The following is a 15,990-nucleotide window of genomic DNA, read 5'->3' on the forward strand; positions in this document are numbered from 1 at the left end:
CGGGATTGGCTGTCAGGGGGTGGAGGCGGTGGGGGCGGTGTGCTGCTGGGCGAGGAAGGCGTTCAGGGTGCCGAGCCGGTGGTCGCGCGCGGCCAGTTCGATCTGCAGGGGATCGGCGCCGTCCTTGATCAGGTCGAGCAGCGCGGTGTGCTCGGCGACGGACTCGTGCGCCCGACCGGGCACGAAGCTGAACGTGGATTCGCGAAGGGTGCCGAGCCGGCTCCAGCCCCGCTGCACCAGGTCGAGGATATGCGCATTGCTGCAGGCCTCGAACAGGGCCGAGTGGAACTCGCGGTTCAGGCTGGTGAAACGCACCGGGTCGAAGTGGTGCAGGCACTCGTCCATCTCCAGGTTGATCTCCCGGGCGCGCAGCAGCGTCTCCGGGTCGAGCCGCGGCGCCGACAGGGCGGTGGCGTAGCCCTCGACGAGGGCCAGCGTCTGCATCGTGTGGGTGTACTCGGTGACGTCGAGCATGGCCACCTGGGCGCCGACGTTGCGCTCGAACGTGACCAGACCCTCTGCCTCCAGCAGGCGGATGGCCTCCCGCACCGGCACGGTGCTGACACCGATCTCCCGGGCGATCTGCCCGAGCACCAGGCGGTAGCCCGGGCTGAAGCTGCCGTCGGAGATGCGGGCCCGGATCCACCGGTGGGCGAGCTGCGCCTTGCTCAGCGACGCCTCCGCGCCGGTGGTCGAGCCGCCGGTGGTCGAGCCAGTCGCAACGCCAGTCGAGCCCGCCGAGCCTGTCGATCCAGTCGATCCTGTCGAGACCGAGGCCGTCATGCCTGCTCCTCCAGCCAGACCCGATAACGGGCCTTCCACTCGGCGTTCATCGGGTAGAGCCCGTCGACGCCGTGCCCGGCCGTGACCATGGCGGCGATGAAGGTCTCCTCGCGCTCCTGCACGATGGCTGCGGCGACCACCTCCTCAACCAGGTGCGGCGGGATCACGATCAGCCCGTCGGCGTCCCCGACGATCACGTCGCCGGGCTGCACGGATGCCCCGCCGCAGGCCACGGTCAGGTCCGTGTCCCACGGCACGTGCCGGCGTCCGAGCACGGCAGGGTGCGGTCCGGCGTGGTAGGTCGGGATCTCCAGGGCGGTGACGGCCGCGAGATCGCGCACACCGCCATCCGTCACGATGCCGGCCGCGCCGCGCATCTGGGCGCGCAGGGCGAGGATGTCGCCGACCGTGCCCGTGCCGCGCTCGCCGCGGGCCTCGATCACGAGCACGTCGCCCTGTCCGAGCGAGTCGAAGGCGCGCTTCTGGGCGTTGTAGCCGCCGCCGTGCGACTCGAACAGGTCCTCCCGCGCCGGAATGTACCGGAGTGTGCGGGCCCGGCCGACGAGACGGGCGCCCGGCCGGGTCGAGCCGAGGCCGTCGATCGACACCGAGTTGAGCCCGCGCTTGCGCAACTGGGCGCTGAGGGTGGCGGTGCCCACACTGTTGATCCGGGCCTTCAGCTCGGGGGTGAGGGCGAACGGCGGGGGCGTCTGCTCCGCTGTGGGTGCGGTGACGGATGTCGGTGCGAGCCCGGCCGCCTCCGCCGAACCCCACGCCTCGGTGCGCTGCAGATCGTCGACCCGCGGGCCGGCCCCGAACGCGCCGAACGGCACCGTGCCCTGCCGAATCGGGCTGACGAGGCGGCCGGTGCGGGGTGCGCCCGGGGCTCCTGGGGCATCCACTTCGACCTCGACGATGTCGCCGGGCACGACGACCGACGATCCGGCCGGCGTGCCGGTGAGGATCAGGTCGCCGGGCTCGAGCGTGAGCAGCTGCGAGAGGTCGGCGACGAGCCGGCCGAACCCGAAGAGCAGGTCGGCGGTCGTGTCCTCCTGTACGAGCGTGCCGTTGACCCAGGTGCGGATGCGCAGCGCTGCCGGGTCGAGGCCGGCCGCCGGCAGCAGTGTCGGCCCGACGGGGGTGAAGCCGTCGGCGCCCTTCGAGCGCAGGTTCGAGCCCTTGTCGGCGTAGCGCAGGTCGTACACGCCGAAGTCGTTGGCACAGGTCACGTGCGAGACCGCCGCCCAGCCCTCCTCGGGCGAGACGCCGCGGGTGCGGCGCCCGATCACCAGCGCGATCTCGCCCTCGAACACCAGCAGCTCGCATCCGTCGGGCCGTTCCACCGGCGTGCCGCTGGAACTCCGCGACGACGCCGGCTTGAGGAAGTACGACGGCTGCTCCGGCGTGCGGCCGCGCTGGGCGGCCCGGCTCGGGTAGTTGAGGTGCACCGCAATGATCTTGCCCGGTGTGGCGAGATCGGTGGTGGCGGTGACGCTGATACCCGCGCTGTTGCTTGCGCTGCCGGTCGCGCTGGTGCTTGCGCTGTTGCTTGCGGTGACGTCGGCGGCGCCCACGGAGGTCGAGTTCGGCATGTTTTGCGGCTTTCTAGTCGTGCTGGGAAATGCCGAGCGGGACTCCACGGGTTTCCTTCACCACGGAGACCGCGACGAAGGAGATCGTGGCCAGCACCATGATGTAGATGCCGATCGACGGTGACCAGGCGGTCTCGTCCAGCAGCAGCTGCGCGATCAGGGGAGCGAACGCCCCACCGAGGATGGCACCCATGGCGTAGCCGATGGACACGCCCGAGTAGCGTACCTGAGCCGGGAACATCTCCGCGTAGAGCGCCGCCTGTGGACCGTACGAGAAGCCGAGCCCGCTGGCCAGCACGACGAGCGCCACCGTGAACCAGAGGATCTCGCCGGTGTCGATCAGCAGGAACATCGGGATGGCCCAGAGGAACAGCCAGGCGTAGCCGAACTGGAACGTGCGGATGCGCCCGATCTTGTCGGAGAGGATGCCGCCGATCATCGTCGACGCGAGCCAGAACGCGGCGGCGATGGTGCTGGCCAGCAGCACGGGGGAGCGTTCCATGCCCAGGCCGCCGGCCTCGACCGGCTTGGTGGCGTAGGAGGAGAAGAACGCGATCAACAGGTAGCCGGCGGCGTTGTTGGCGATGAAGATCAGGGCGGTCAGGATGACCTGGCGCCAGTGGCCGCGGAAGAGCTGGCGGAGGGGGGCGGCCGATTCCTTCTTGCGATCCTGCATCTCCTTGAAGACGGGGCTCTCGTCGACCGAGCGGCGAATGATGAAGCCGACCACGATAAGCAGCACCGAGACGAGGAACGGGATGCGCCAGCCCCAGGCGAGGAAGGCCTCCTCGCTCATCGTGCTGGTCACCAGGAGCATGACGCCGGTGGCGAGGATGAGCCCGGTCGGCACGCCGATCTGCGGGTACGCGCCGAAGAATCCGCGCTTGTTGACCGGGGCGTGCTCAACCGACATCAGGGCGGCACCGCCCCATTCCCCGCCGGCCGAGAAGCCCTGCAGGATGCGCAGCACGATCAGCAGGATCGGCGCCCAGACGCCGATCTGCTCGAAGGTCGGCAGGAGGCCGATCAGTGCCGTGGCCGCGCCCATGATGACGAGGGTCAGCACGAGCATGGCCTTGCGGCCGAGGCGGTCACCGAGGTGGCCGGCCACGACCGCGCCCAGCGGGCGGAAGAGGAAGCTGATGCCGAGGGAGGCCCAGGCCACGAGCTGCGCCAGACCGGCGTTGTCGTTGGCGAGCGGGGCGAAGTACAGCCCGGCCAGCACGAGGCCGGCGGCCTGCGCGTAGATGAAGAAGTCGTACCACTCGATGGTGGTGCCCACCATGGTGCCTGCGAGGACCCGGCGTTCCTCGTGTCGTTTCGCGGCGGTCGCTTTCGCGGCGCTCGCTCGGTCGGTCGTCAATGCCATGGAATACCCCTTTGTATTTCCCTGTGTGGTGCTGGAATCGTGCGATCTCGAAACGGTATCACAGATCGTATATTATCTACAGGGCTAGGAACGGGGTCGTCCGGGGGGCCTGGATGGTGCCGCCGTCTCGTGGTCCGGATGCCGCCGTGCGCCGGGCCGGCTGCCGGCGCCCGGTCGGCGGCGCCCGGTCAAAGCGCCCGCGTCTGGCCCGGTGTGGCGGCAATTAGCGCAGGTCGGCTGCAATCACGGCCGCGGCCGTCACAAGGCGCGCGCCGATCGCGGCGTCACTCTGCCCGGTGCCGAGGTAGACGACCGCCAGAGCCGCCGGTGCCTCGCCGGGCACGATCAGCGGCACCGCCACGGAGGCCAGCCCCGGAATGACCTCGTCATGACTGGTGGCGAAGCCGCGTGCGCGCACGTCGGCGGCCTCGCCTCGGCGGGCTCCCTCGCCGAGGTTCACCCACTGGGTCGCCGTGAGCAGGGACTGGATGGCGATCCCGGGTGCACCCCGGCCGAGCGGATGCCGCGTGCCGGGGCGCTGCGCGACCGTGGCGTGCGCCTGCCGCGGTTCCACGCTGACCAGAGTGACGACCTCCGCCCGGTCCAGCACGGTCACGAAGGCTGTCATCCCCAACTCGTTCGCGACGCTCGTCAGCTCGGGCAGCGCCGCGGCCTGCAGACCGCGGGAGACGCCGCGGGCGAGCGCGGCCATCCGTGGGCCGAGGCGTACGGCGCCCGCGGCATCCCGGATCACGACCCCATGGTCCTCCAACGTGCGTAATATTCGGTAGGCGATCGAGCGGTGCACGCCGAGGGCGGCGGCCACGTCGGCAATGGTCAGGGCCTCGTCGGCGTCGGCGAGAATCTCGAGCACGCGGATGCCGCGCGACAGGGTCTGCGAATGCGGCGCACCGTTCGGGCCGTTGGCACTGGGCCCGCTGGGCTTCCTCTGCTCGCTCATCCCGTTACCCCGCTCATTGACGTCGACACGGTGCCATTCTCGCATTCGTGGTTCAGGGCCCGCGGTCGCCCCAGGAGCTATGCACTCGGAGTGTGCGTGCGTGTGTGTGCGTGTGTGCGTGTGTGCGTGTGTGTGGCCAACTCAGGAGACTCGGGTGCCGCGCGGCATCTGTCGCCCGGACCAGTGCGGGGAGCGAGGGGGTGGTGCGGCGCGTCTCCTGAGTTGGCCACACCACCGTGACGGCGCGCCCGCGCGCGAGGGTTCCCGGTCCTCGGGTCCGAATCCTCCTCGTGCATATCTCCTGCAAATTGTGGGGGGCCGCATCGCGCCCCCGTCCGGGTCTTTCGGCGGCCCGGGCCGGCGCCCCCACCAGCGTGCAGAAGTCATGCCGGGTTCGCGGAGGCTAACTCAGGAGTTCCGGGATCGGGGCGGCCGATTCGGCACGGGCCAGTGCGGACCCGTGCGCCACAGGTGCGGGATGGTGGTTTCGCCGCGGTGAATCTCCTGAGTTAGCCACACGGAGCGCTGTCGCCTCGCTGCGCGCATCCGTGCGCTGACAGGCAAGACCCACGGGGGAGACCGGCCTATCGTGAGCCGAAATGACCGCGATCTGGGTGTCCGTGTGCCTGGTCGCTGCCGTCGCGGCGTCCGGCCTGGGAGCGGCGTGTGCGCTCACCGGGCTCCGGATGCCGGGCCGCGCCCTGGTCGCGGCTCCCACCATGGTCGTCATGACCGTCTCGTGCTCCGACATGGTGCTGCCGGGCATGAAGCTGCTCGGCTCCTTGGCCTGGGCGGGGCTCCTGGGCGGGGCTCCTGGTCGGGGCGGCGCTGCTGTCCCTACTTGACCGGCGGCACCGCATGCCCGCCGCGCATCACGCCGTATCGCTGCTACTGATGTCCGTAATGTGGGTCGCGATGCTGCCGGCGGCGTCGACTGAGGCTACGGCGGCTTCGGTCGGCTCGGTCGCGGTGGTCCGCTCGGTTGGCTCGGTCGCGGTGGCCGGCGCTGGCGCCGGAACCAGTGCCACGGCTAGTGCCACGGCTGCCGCTGCGCCCGTTGCCGCTGCGCCCGTTGCCGCCGGGACCGCTGTGGGAAACGGCGCCCATGCCGGGCACGCGCCGGCGATCACCGACGGCGGAACGCTGCCGGCCTGGCTTGTGGTGCTGCTGGCTGCGGCATCCGTTGCCCCCGCGGCCAGCGCCGTGCGGTCGGCGCGCCGCCCGACCGGGTCGGGGGTCGAGCCGGCCACGCTCCGACTGGAGTCGGCCCAGCACCTGAGTATGGCGCTGACGATGACGTTGATGGCCGCGGGGATGTTCCTGCCGCTGACCGGTTGCTGACGGATGCCGGGCACCCCCCTGGCCGGGAGGAATCCGCAGCCATGATCTCACCATCACACGACCCGGCCGACAGCACAGTGCCGCCAGGACCGATCACCCAGGACCGGTCACACGGGACCGTGCCGACACGTCGAGCGGTGCGGCTAACTCAGGAGATGCGCCGCCGCATCCGTTGGATCGCCGCACTGGTCCGGGTGCCGGCTGCCGTCCCCCGCCCGGATCTCCTGAGTTAGCCCCAGGGCGCAACCCTTACCGGTACATAACTCCTGCAAATCGTAGCCCGGCCGAAGCCGTTGCCTGTGCTCCGGGGGCCGTGAATCCGCTGCCGGCGGGGCCACTCGGGCGCCGGGGCACCCAGGCTGTCCGTGCCCGACGGGCGGATGAAAGGTGCGGCTAACTCCGGAGACGCGCCGCGGCATCCGTGGGATCGCCGCACTGGTCCGGGTGCCGGCTGCCATCCGCCGCCCGGATCTCCTGAGTTAGCCCCGAGGCGCCCCGCATCCCGCCACCCGCCCCCGCCTCGCGATTAGACTGATCGGATGCCCGTCATCGAGATCAGCGACCTCAGCGATCCGCGGCTTGTGGACTACGCCCATCTCACCGATGTGGCACTGAAAAAGGCGCGCGGTACCGAACACGGCCTGTATATAGCCGAATCGGCATTGGTTCTCGAGCGGGCCCTGCGCGCCGGACACCGGCCGCGGTCGGTGCTCACACTCGGCAACACCGCCCCGGAGGCCGGCGCCCTCGTCGGCGAGGACGTGCCGGTCTTCGTCGGCCCGGGGGCGCTTCTCGCCGAGCTCACCGGCTACGTGCTGCACCGCGGCGTGATCGCCTCGATGCACCGGCCCGAGCTGCCCGACCCGGAGTCGCTACTCGCCGGCGCCCGCCGCATCGTGATCCTCGAGAATGTGTCCGACCCCACGAACGTCGGCGCGATCTTCCGCTCCGCCGGGGCCATCGGCGCCGACGCGATCCTGGTCACACCGCGCTGCTCCGACCCCTTCTACCGTCGCGCCATCCGCGTCTCGATGGGCACCGTGCTGCAGGTGCCCTGGACCCGCGTCGGCGACTGGCCGAGTACCCGCGCGCTGCTCACTCGGCACGGTTTCCACCTCGCCGCGCTCGCCCTGACAACGGATGCCGTGAGCCTGCGCGACTTCCCCGGGCACGAGCACGAGCGGCTGGCGCTGCTGCTCGGCGCGGAGGGTGAGGGGCTCACCCCGGACGCATTGGCGGCCTCCGACACCGTGGTGCAGATCCCGATGAAGCACGGCATCGACTCCCTCAACGTGGCCGCCGCCAGCGCCGTCGCGATGTGGGCGTTCTCGGGCTGACGCCCCGCCTGCCACACCCGAACCTGCACGGCTCACCGCCGCACGCCACACCCGCGCGCCACACCCGCGCGCCACATCCGTACGTCACACCCGCACCTGCACGGCTCACCGCCGCACGCCACACCCGCGCGCCACACCCGCGCGCCACACCCGCACGCCACACCCGCACGTCCCTGTCCTGCCGCGTTTGTGGCCAACTCAGGAGATACGTCGGCCGCGTTCTGTTAGCCCCCGGACCAGTGCGGCGGAACCCGCCGGACGACGGCTTCCCCACCGGATCTCCTGAGTTAGCCCCACGCGCAGCCCGTACCCCATGCGCAGCCCGTACCCCATGCGCAGCCCGTACCCCATGCGCAGCCCGAATCACACGCGCAGCCCGTACCAGATGCGCAGCCCGTACCAGATGCGCAGCCCGTACCCCATGCGCAGCCCGTACCCCATGCGCAGCCCGAATCACACGCGCAGCCCGTACCAGATGCGCAGCCCGTACCAGATGCGCAGCCCGAATCACACGCGCAGCCCGCAGCCCGCAGCCCGCAGCCCGCAGCCTGCAGCCCGCAGCCTGCAGCCCGCAGCCCGCAGCCTGCAGCCTGCAGCCCACACGCGCTCCCCGCTCCGCGCCGCGGTGGCACCAGAAGCCTAGGCTGAGGTCATGAGCAACGAGGCTGTCATTGTCGATGTCGTGCGCACCGCGTCGGGTCGAGGCAAACCGGGCGGCGCCCTCTCGGGCGTGCACCCCGCGGACCTGCTGGCCGGGGTGCTGAGCGAACTGGTCACCCGCAACGGGCTCGATCCCGCGCTCGTCGACGACGTGATCGGCGGCTGCGTCAGCCAGGTCGGCGAGCAGGGCTACAACCTGACCCGCACCGCCCTGCTCAGCGCGGGTTTTCCCGACTCGGTGCCCGGCGCGACCATCGACCGGCAGTGCGGATCCAGCCAGCAGGCGGCCACGTTCGCCGCGCAGGGCGTGATGGCCGGCAGCTACGACATCGTCATCGCCTGCGGCGTCGAATCGATGAGCCGCGTGCCGCTGGGCTCGTCGCTCGGCACGGCCCAGAGCCCGCAGAACCAGCAAGGCGGGCAGAGCCCGCAGAACCAGCAAGGCGGGCAGAGCCCGCAGAACCAGCAAGGCGGGCAGAGCCCGCAGAACCAGCAAGGCGGGCAGAGCCCGCTGAACCAGCAAGGCGGGCAGAGCCACCAGAACCAGCAGAGTGTACAGATCCCGAATCCGCACGGCACGCTGATGCGCGACCGCTACCCTGACGGGCTCGTCAACCAGGGCGTCTCGGCCGAGCTGATGAACCAGAAGTGGAAACTGGGCCGCGGCGAACTGGATGCCTTCGCCGCCCGCTCGCACCGGCTCGCCGCGGCCGCCGCCGAACGCGGCGATTTCGACGGCGAACTGCGGCCGACGACTCTGCGGGACGGCCGGGTCGTGGCCGCCGACGAGACCATCCGCCCCGGCACTACCCTCGATTCCCTGGCCGCCCTGCCGCCGGCGTTCCGCACCGACGCCCTCGCCGCCCGCTTCCCAAAACTCGACTGGCACATCACCGCCGGCAACTCGTCGCCGCTCACCGACGGCGCCTCCGCGGCTCTGATCATGAGCGCCAAACGCGCCGCCCAGCTCGGCCTCAACCCGCGCGCCCGGTTCCACAGCTTCGCGGTGACCGGAAGCGACCCGCTCTTGATGCTCACGGGCGTGATCCCGGCGACCCGGCGCATCCTGGAGCGCTCCGGTCTCAGCATCGACGACCTCGACGCCTACGAGGTCAACGAGGCGTTCGCCACCGTGCCGCTGGTCTGGCTGCGCGAACTCGGCGCCGACCCGGCCCTGCTCAATCCGCGCGGCGGGGCCATCGCGCTCGGCCACGCGCTCGGCTCCTCGGGCACCCGGCTCCTCGGCACCCTGCTCAACCACCTCGAACTGACCGGCGGCCGCTGGGGCCTGCAGACCATGTGCGAGGGCGGCGGCATGGCCAACGCCACCATCATCGAACGGCTCTGAGATGCGCGTCGACGGATGCTCCGCCCTCGTCACCGGAGCCGCCTCCGGCCTCGGGCTGGCCACCGCCACCGCCCTAGCCCACGCTGGGGCAGCGGTCGTGCTGCTCGACCTGCCCGGCACCAGAGGGGAGCAGGCGGCGGTCGTGATCGGCGGCCGGGCGTGTTTCGTGCCGGGTGACGTCACCCGCACCGAGGACGTGCAGGCCGCCGTCGACGCCGCCGCCGCGATCGCCCCGCTGCGCATCGTGGTCAACTGTGCCGGCATCGCCCCCGGCGAGCGCACCGTCGACCGCACCGGGGCCCCGCTGCCGCTGGACGACTTCGACCGGGTCATTCGCATCAACCTCGTCGGCACGTATAACGTGATCCGGCTGGCCGCGGCCGCCATGCAGGCTACCGACCCGGTCGGCGGCACGGACGGAGCCCCCGGGACGAACGGCACGGACGGCACTCCCGGCACGATCGACCAGACGGCAGGCACCGTCCCGGAGCGCGGTGTGATCGTGAACACGGCATCCGTCGCAGCCTTCGACGGGCAGATCGGTCAGGCGGCCTATGCCGCCTCGAAGGGCGGCGTCGCCGCGATGACCCTGCCGCTCGCCCGCGAATTCGCCCGATCGTTGATCCGGGTGGTGGCGATCGCGCCCGGCATCTTCGACACCCCGCTGCTTCAGGGGCTCCCCGAGAACGTGCGCGAGTCCCTCGCGGCGCAGGTTCCACACCCTTCCCGGCTCGGCAACCCGGCCGCGTTCGCCGCGCTCGTGCGGCACATCGTCGAGAACCCGATGCTTAACGGCGACACCATCCGGCTCGACGGCGCCATCCGGATGCCGCCCCGCTGACCGGGGCCGAGCCTGTGTATTCCCCTGCGGCCCCGACGACGCCAATTTCTTTAGGGTAGGCTTACCTAAAAGCACTGCGGGTCATGCCCGCACGACAGTAGGGACGCAACACGATGATCTTGACACGCCGCTGGGCACTGCTTACCGCTATCGGAACGGTGGCCCTGCTCGGGGTGACCGGGTGCAGCGCACCTGAGGAATCCAGTCCTGGTGCTACCGACGCGTCCACCCCGTCGGGTTCGATCACGGTCTACAACGCCCAGCACGAGGAACTGACCCAGGCCTGGGCCGACGAATTCACCGCGGAGACCGGCGTCACCGTCACGCTCCGCAACGGCGACGACTCGGAACTCGGCAACCAGCTCGTGCAGGAAGGCGCCGCGTCGAAGGCCGACGTGTTCCTCACCGAGAACTCGCCTGCGATCAGCCTCGTCGACAAGGCCGGCCTGTTCGCCCCGGTCGACGACGCCACGCTGGCCCAAGTTCCCAAGCAGTTCCAGCCGTCCACCGGCACCTGGACCGGCATTGCCGCCCGCTCGACCGTGTTCGCCTACAACCCGAGCATGATCAGCGCGGGCGAACTGCCGGCCTCGCTGCTCGACCTCGCCGACCCGGCCTGGGCCGGCCGCTGGGCCGCGTCGCCCTCCGGCGCCGACTTCCAAGCCATCGTCAGTGCGCTCCTCGAGCTCAAGGGCGAAGCCGCAACGAGCGACTGGCTCGCGGCCATGAAGGAGAACGCGGTCGTCTATAAAGGCAACAGCACCGTGATGAAGGCCGTCAACGCGGGTGAGATCCCCGGCGGCGTGATCTACCACTACTACTGGTTCGCAGACCAGGCCGGTACGGGCGAGAACAGCTCCAGCACCCAGATGCACTACTTCAAGAACCAGGATCCCGGTGCGTTCGTCAGCGTCTCCGGCGGCGGAGTGCTTGAGACCAGCGCGAACCCCGTGGCCGCTCAGGCGTTCCTCGCTTTCATCACCGGCAAGGCCGGCCAGGAAATCCTGAAGACCGGCACCTCGTTCGAGTACCCCGTTTCCGACGCGGTCGACGCGAACCCCGCGATGGTGCCGCTTCGCGAACTCGACGCCCCCGTCATCGACCCGTCCAAACTCAACAGCACCAAGGTCACCGATCTGATGACCGAGGCCGGTTTCCTCTAGGCTGAAACTGGTGATACCTGCAGCCCCCCCGACCGCGAAACCGGCGCCCGACCCGTCGGACACCGGTCGCGGAGCCGTCGCCGAAACCGGCGCAACGGGGCTTGCGGGGCGCACGGATGCCGCCGGCCGGGTCGGCAAACGACCGTCACCATTCATCGTGGCGGCCGCCGTCACCGTGTCCGTGCTCGGGCTGCTGCCGCTGGGCTACGTCATCGTCACCGGTATCCTGACCGGTTGGCCGACCCTCTCGGCGCTCGTGTTCCGGCCGCGGGTCGGCGAACTGCTACTGAACACGATCGGGCTGGTCGTGATCACGGTGCCGCTGACCGCGGCGATCGGGGTGGCCGCCGCGTGGCTGGTCGGCCGCACCTCCCTGCGCGGCCACCGGGTGTTCGCCGTGCTCCTGGCGACGCCGCTCGCGGTGCCGGCCTTCGTCAACAGCTACGGCTGGGTAAGCGCCGTACCCTCCTTGAACGGGCTCTGGTCCGGGGTTCTGATCGCCACCCTGTCGTACTTCCCGTTGGTCTACCTGCCCTGCGTCGCCGCGCTCCGTCGGCTGGACCCCACGGTCGAAGAGGCAGCAGAGTCGCTCGGCAGCGGTGCCTGGGGCGTCTTCTTCCGCGTCATCCTGCCCCAGTTGCGGCTGCCGATCCTCGGCGGCGCCCTGCTGGTAGGGCTGCACCTGCTCTCCGAATACGGCGCGTTCGCGATGATCCGCTTTGACACCTTCACCACCGCCATCGTGGAGCAGTACCGGTCCACGTTCAACGGCCCCGCGGCCAACGCCCTCGCCGGCGTTCTCGTGCTGCTGTGCCTGTTCCTGTTGATCGGGGAGTCCGGTGCCCGCGGACGTTCCCGGTACGCCCGCATTGGCTCGGGTGTGGCCCGGGTCACGCCGCGGCGCTCCCTCCGCGCCTTCACGCCGGTCGGCTACCTGTTCCTCGGTGGGCTGTTCGCACTCGCGATCGGAGTCCCGTTCTGGAGCGTCATCCGCTGGCTCTACCAGGGCGGCGCAATCGTGTGGACCGATGCCGTGCTGGTCCAGGCCCTGCTGCAGACCGTGGGCTACGGCCTCGTCGGCGCCGCGGTCACCTGTGTACTCGCGTTCCCGATCGCGTTCCTCGCGGTGCGCTACCCGAGCCGGCTGTCCCGCGGCCTCGAATCGGTCAACTACCTCACCAGTTCCCTCCCTGGGATCGTCACGGCCCTCGCGTTGGTGACCATCAGCATCCGTTTCGTGCAGCCGCTCTACCAGACCACCGTGCTGGTGATCGTGACGTACTTGCTGATGTTCCTGCCGCGCGCGCTGGTGAACCTCCGGGCCGGGCTCGCACAGGTTCCGGTCGGACTGGAGGAGGCGGCCCGGTCGCTCGGCAAGCATCCGTTCGCCGCGTTCCTGAGTGTCACCACCCGCTTCTTCGCGCCCTCGGCCCTGGCCGCGGGGGCGCTCGTGTTCCTTGGCATCGTCACCGAGCTGACCGCTACGCTGCTGCTGGCCCCGAGCGGCACCCGCACCCTCGCGATCCAGTTCTGGTCGAAGGTGAACGACATCAACTACGTCGGCGCCGCGCCCTACGCCCTGATGATGATCGTGCTGAGCCTGCCGGTCACCTACCTGCTGTTCGCCCGCTCCCGGCTGACGAGCGTGTCATGACCGCCGCCGTCGAACTGTCCGGGGTCAACAAGAGCTTCGGCAGCACCCGTATCCTCGAGGACATCGCCCTCTCGGTGCCGGAGGGTAGCCGCACGGTCGTGGTCGGCTCGTCCGGGTCGGGCAAGACCACCCTGCTGCGCCTGATCAGCGGCTTCGAGCTGCCCGACTCGGGCACCATCAGCGTGCTCGGTCGAACCGTGGCCGCCCCGGGCGCGGCCGTGGCCGCGCATCGGCGCGGGATCGGCTTCGTCGCGCAGGACGGCGCCCTGTTCCCGCACCTCACCGTGGGGCAGAACATCGCGTTCGGCCTCGGCCCGGCGCTCCGCGGCGGCACCCGCAAGCAACGCGCCCGCGCCGTGAGCGAGCTGCTCGAGATGGTGTCGCTGAGGCCCGACTTCGCCGCCCGCCGCCCCGACGAACTGTCCGGCGGCCAGCAGCAGCGCGTGGCCCTGGCGCGGGCCCTCGCCCGCCAGCCGCGGGTGATGCTCCTCGACGAACCGTTCTCCTCCCTCGATGCCGGACTGCGGGCGGCAACCCGCGACATCGTCGCCGAAACGCTGGAGCGCGCCGGCATCACCACGGTGCTCGTCACCCACGACCAGGCGGAGGCGATGAGCTTCGCCCACCAGCTCGCGGTGCTCCGCGACGGCAACCTCTGCCAGGTCGGGCCGCCGCGCGAGGTCTACTGGCGCCCCGTCGACCTGTTCACGGCCCGGTTCCTCGGCGACGCGGTCGTGCTACCGGCCACCATCTCGGACGGTTTCGCCGCCTGCGCGCTGGGCACAGTCGCGGTCGCCCCCACCAGCCTGCGCGGCGACGCCTGCATCATGCTGCGCCCGGAGCAGATCATGGTCGAGCACTGCGAGTCCGGAGGGTCGGATGCCGCCGCCTCCTGTACCGGCCAGGTCGAAGCGGTCGATTTCTACGGGCCCGAGGTGCAGCTGGCGGTGCGCCTGTTCTGCGTGGGCGCCCCGGCGTCCGGCTTCCCCCAGAGCCCAGGGACGCAGAGCCCCGGGACGCTGGTGCACGTAAGGCAGCACGGCACGATGGGCACCGTCGTGGGCAGCCGGGTCAGCCTCACCGCCCGTGGCACCGCCACCGCGTTCGCCGCCCGCCCCTGACCCTCGCCCTGCCGCCCGTCGGGCCGCTCCGTCGTGCCCTGTCCGCGCCGAGCCGCCCGTCGTCTCCTGTCCGCGCCGAGCGTACGCTGTTCATCACAGATGGAGCGCCGTGTCCGGTATCGAACCAATTCGACGGAGATTCTCGCAAAAAGAAGCAGTTTCGGAGCGTTCGGGACCGTTTCTGGCAAAATCTCCGTCGAATTCGTTCGACGGAGACGGAGACGGAGACGGAGACGGAGACGAAGTCGTCTTCGTCGACGAATGACCCGACGACGTAAGTGGCTCAGTGCCAGGATCCCCACTACTCCGCGGCGTGCGCCTCGAGGAACTCGTAGACCTCGGTGTCGTCGACGCCGGGGAAGGTGCCGCTGGGCAGCGGCGACAGCACGTGCGCGTGCAGCCGGGCGCTCGGCCAGGCCTTGCCGGCCCAGCGCGAGGAGACCTCGGAGGCCGGGCGGCGACAGCAGGACTCGTCCGGGCAGCGGGACACCGCCCGCTGCGTGGTCTCCCGGCCGCGGAACCACTTGGCCTGCACGAAGGGCACGCCGACGCTGATCGAGAACTCGCCGGCATCCGTCGCCCCGGTCTGGGTGGCGCACCAGAAGGTGCCGGCCGGCGTGTCGGTGTACTGGTAGAACTCGGTGGTGCGGTTGGTGTGGGTGAAGGCGCTGCGGGCGCTCCACTGCTTGCAGACGAACTGGCCCTCGATCGAGCCGGTCACGTCGGCCGGCAGGGGAAGGTCGTCGTTCTCGTAGCCCTTCTGCAGGGCGCCGTCGCCGGTGACGCGCAGGAAGTGCAGCGGCATGTCCAGGTGCGAGGTGGCCAGGTTCGTCAGTCGTAGCGCCGCGGCCTCGTGGGTCACCCCGAAGGCGTCGCGGAAGTCCTCGACCGAGAGCTCGCGTTCGCGCTTGGCGTGGGAGAGGAACGCGACTGATGCCGCCTGCGGCATCAGGCAGGCGGCCGCGAAGTAGTTGATCTGCAGCCTCTGCCAGAGGAACTCGGCGTAGCTGCCCGGCCGCTCGTGGCCGAGCAGCCGGTGCCCCATGGCCTGCAGCGCCATCGAGCGCAAGCCGTGACCGCCGGGGATCGACGCCGGCGGCAGGTAGATGCGGTGATTGACCAGGTCGGTGACCGACCGGGTCGAGCCGGGCAGGTCATTGACGTAGATGAGGTTGAAGCCGAGCTGCTCGGCCATCACGCTGACCTCCCGGTGGGTGAGGGCGCCCGACACATGCCCGGATGCCCGCACTCGGTCTTCGGCGAGCTGCTCGATGTCGGGCATGAAATTATCTTGTTCGCGCATCTGTTCGCGCAGTTCCGTGTTCGCGCGGCGGGCCTCTTCCGGCGTGGCGATGGCTTCGCTGGCGCGGCGAGCGAGTTCGCGGTGCAGACCGAGAAGGGACTCGAGCGCCGCCATCGGCATGCCCTTGGTCATCTTCACCCGCGGCAGGCCGAGGGCGCCGTAGAGCGGATTGCGCTGCGCGCGCTCCAGCTCGATCTCGAGTGCGGCCCGCGTGTTCGGCGCTTCGTTTTTGAGCAGGTCGGTGAGCTCCACGTCGACGGCGGTGGCAATGTCCTGCAACGTCGACAGCTTGGGGGAGCGGCGGCCGTTCTCGATCAGGGAGAGCTGGCTCCCGGCCATGCCGACCTGCTCGCCGAGCTGGTCGAGCGTGAAGCCGCGCTCGGCCCGGAAATGACGGACACGGAGTCCCAGGGTGATCAGATCAGCGGCACGTGTCGACATTCCTTAACGATAACGAAAGATTCGCTGTTCTTAACCTGAGCACTTCCGGCACCGGTGGCATCGGTGGATCATTGTG

15 protein-coding genes are annotated in these 15,990 nt (G+C 70.3%); 10 read left to right on the plus strand and 5 right to left on the minus strand.

Going from position 1 to position 15,990, the window contains the following annotated elements:
• Positions 1-12 precede the first annotated feature (12 nt).
• From E3N86_RS09420 to E3N86_RS09435, 4 genes are all read right to left on the minus strand, one after another.
• Entirely contained in the window at positions 13-783 is a 771-nt protein-coding gene (locus E3N86_RS09420) for a GntR family transcriptional regulator (protein ID WP_134511836.1), read from the minus strand.
• Positions 780-2,375, minus strand: coding sequence for a fumarylacetoacetate hydrolase family protein (locus E3N86_RS09425; RefSeq protein ID WP_134511837.1), 1,596 nt, complete (start codon positions 2,373-2,375; stop codon positions 780-782). The genes E3N86_RS09420 and E3N86_RS09425 overlap by 4 nt, the downstream gene beginning before the upstream one ends.
• A 13-nt stretch (positions 2,376-2,388) precedes the next feature.
• Complete coding sequence (locus tag E3N86_RS09430; RefSeq protein WP_104099416.1) at positions 2,389-3,744, minus strand: MFS transporter; 1,356 nt, start codon at positions 3,742-3,744, stop codon at positions 2,389-2,391.
• Positions 3,745-3,967: 223 nt separating this feature from the next.
• Positions 3,968-4,705 carry an IclR family transcriptional regulator gene (locus tag E3N86_RS09435; RefSeq protein WP_134511838.1) on the minus strand — a complete coding sequence of 246 codons (738 nt, stop codon included), beginning with the start codon at positions 4,703-4,705 and terminating at the stop codon, positions 3,968-3,970.
• Positions 4,706-5,304: 599 nt separating this feature from the next.
• Here E3N86_RS09435 and E3N86_RS09440 point away from each other — a divergent pair.
• The 10 genes from E3N86_RS09440 (at position 5,305) to E3N86_RS09485 (ending at position 14,170) form a co-directional block, all read left to right on the plus strand.
• Positions 5,305-5,550: a hypothetical protein gene (locus E3N86_RS09440; RefSeq protein WP_134511839.1), complete on the plus strand. Its 246-nt coding sequence runs from the start codon at positions 5,305-5,307 to the stop codon at positions 5,548-5,550.
• A gap of 49 nt (positions 5,551-5,599) precedes the next feature.
• Positions 5,600-6,046: a hypothetical protein gene (locus E3N86_RS09445; protein ID WP_134511840.1), complete on the plus strand. Its 447-nt coding sequence runs from the start codon at positions 5,600-5,602 to the stop codon at positions 6,044-6,046.
• 41 nt (positions 6,047-6,087) lie between these two features.
• Complete coding sequence (locus E3N86_RS09450) at positions 6,088-6,279, plus strand: hypothetical protein (protein WP_134511841.1); 192 nt, start codon at positions 6,088-6,090, stop codon at positions 6,277-6,279.
• A gap of 306 nt (positions 6,280-6,585) precedes the next feature.
• The gene (locus tag E3N86_RS09455) at positions 6,586-7,383 is read left to right on the plus strand and encodes an RNA methyltransferase (protein WP_134371439.1); all 798 of its coding nucleotides are present in this window, start codon (positions 6,586-6,588) and stop codon (positions 7,381-7,383) included.
• Between the two features lie 313 nt (positions 7,384-7,696).
• The gene (locus E3N86_RS16840; RefSeq protein ID WP_166785068.1) at positions 7,697-8,026 is read left to right on the plus strand and encodes a DUF2457 domain-containing protein; all 330 of its coding nucleotides are present in this window, start codon (positions 7,697-7,699) and stop codon (positions 8,024-8,026) included.
• A 9-nt stretch (positions 8,027-8,035) separates the two neighbouring features.
• Positions 8,036-9,391 (plus strand): thiolase family protein, encoded by a 1,356-nt coding sequence (locus tag E3N86_RS09465; protein WP_134511843.1) that lies wholly within the window; start codon positions 8,036-8,038, stop codon positions 9,389-9,391.
• A gap of 1 nt (position 9,392) precedes the next feature.
• Complete coding sequence (locus E3N86_RS09470; protein ID WP_134511844.1) at positions 9,393-10,232, plus strand: SDR family NAD(P)-dependent oxidoreductase; 840 nt, start codon at positions 9,393-9,395, stop codon at positions 10,230-10,232.
• Between the two features lie 113 nt (positions 10,233-10,345).
• Complete coding sequence (locus E3N86_RS09475) at positions 10,346-11,395, plus strand: iron ABC transporter substrate-binding protein (protein WP_104099200.1); 1,050 nt, start codon at positions 10,346-10,348, stop codon at positions 11,393-11,395.
• 157 nt (positions 11,396-11,552) lie between these two features.
• Positions 11,553-13,049 carry an ABC transporter permease gene (locus E3N86_RS09480; protein WP_370295405.1) on the plus strand — a complete coding sequence of 499 codons (1,497 nt, stop codon included), beginning with the start codon at positions 11,553-11,555 and terminating at the stop codon, positions 13,047-13,049.
• On the plus strand, positions 13,046-14,170 hold the full coding sequence (locus tag E3N86_RS09485) for an ABC transporter ATP-binding protein (RefSeq protein WP_134511845.1): 1,125 nt from the start codon (positions 13,046-13,048) through the stop codon (positions 14,168-14,170). Before E3N86_RS09480 ends, E3N86_RS09485 begins: the two co-directional genes overlap by 4 nt.
• Positions 14,171-14,471: 301 nt before the next feature.
• On the opposite strand, the gene E3N86_RS09490 is transcribed toward E3N86_RS09485, so the two are convergent.
• Positions 14,472-15,914: a helix-turn-helix domain-containing protein gene (locus tag E3N86_RS09490; protein WP_104099202.1), complete on the minus strand. Its 1,443-nt coding sequence runs from the start codon at positions 15,912-15,914 to the stop codon at positions 14,472-14,474.
• Between the last annotated feature and the right edge of the window lie 76 nt (positions 15,915-15,990).

Source organism: Cryobacterium sp. Hz7, assembly GCF_004402815.1.
In the GTDB taxonomy this organism is placed as follows: Bacteria; Actinomycetota; Actinomycetes; order Actinomycetales; family Microbacteriaceae; genus Cryobacterium; species Cryobacterium sandaracinum.

Bases quoted from the DNA above. Each gene is read 5' to 3' on its own strand.
- E3N86_RS09485 (WP_134511845.1), top strand. From the start codon at position 13,046: ATGACCGCCGCCGTCGAACTGTCCGGGGTCAACAAGAGCTTCGGCAGC.
- E3N86_RS09455 (WP_134371439.1), top strand. From the start codon at position 6,586: ATGCCCGTCATCGAGATCAGCGACCTCAGCGATCCGCGGCTTGTGGAC.
- E3N86_RS09430 (WP_104099416.1), bottom strand. From the start codon at position 3,744: ATGGCATTGACGACCGACCGAGCGAGCGCCGCGAAAGCGACCGCCGCG.
- E3N86_RS09475 (WP_104099200.1), top strand. From the start codon at position 10,346: ATGATCTTGACACGCCGCTGGGCACTGCTTACCGCTATCGGAACGGTG.
- E3N86_RS09490 (WP_104099202.1), bottom strand. From the start codon at position 15,914: ATGTCGACACGTGCCGCTGATCTGATCACCCTGGGACTCCGTGTCCGT.
- E3N86_RS09465 (WP_134511843.1), top strand. From the start codon at position 8,036: ATGAGCAACGAGGCTGTCATTGTCGATGTCGTGCGCACCGCGTCGGGT.
- E3N86_RS16840 (WP_166785068.1), top strand. From the start codon at position 7,697: ATGCGCAGCCCGTACCCCATGCGCAGCCCGTACCCCATGCGCAGCCCG.
- E3N86_RS09450 (WP_134511841.1), top strand. From the start codon at position 6,088: ATGATCTCACCATCACACGACCCGGCCGACAGCACAGTGCCGCCAGGA.
- E3N86_RS09435 (WP_134511838.1), bottom strand. From the start codon at position 4,705: ATGAGCGAGCAGAGGAAGCCCAGCGGGCCCAGTGCCAACGGCCCGAAC.
- E3N86_RS09445 (WP_134511840.1), top strand. From the start codon at position 5,600: ATGTCCGTAATGTGGGTCGCGATGCTGCCGGCGGCGTCGACTGAGGCT.
- E3N86_RS09425 (WP_134511837.1), bottom strand. From the start codon at position 2,375: ATGCCGAACTCGACCTCCGTGGGCGCCGCCGACGTCACCGCAAGCAAC.
- E3N86_RS09440 (WP_134511839.1), top strand. From the start codon at position 5,305: ATGACCGCGATCTGGGTGTCCGTGTGCCTGGTCGCTGCCGTCGCGGCG.
- E3N86_RS09470 (WP_134511844.1), top strand. From the start codon at position 9,393: ATGCGCGTCGACGGATGCTCCGCCCTCGTCACCGGAGCCGCCTCCGGC.
- E3N86_RS09420 (WP_134511836.1), bottom strand. From the start codon at position 783: ATGACGGCCTCGGTCTCGACAGGATCGACTGGATCGACAGGCTCGGCG.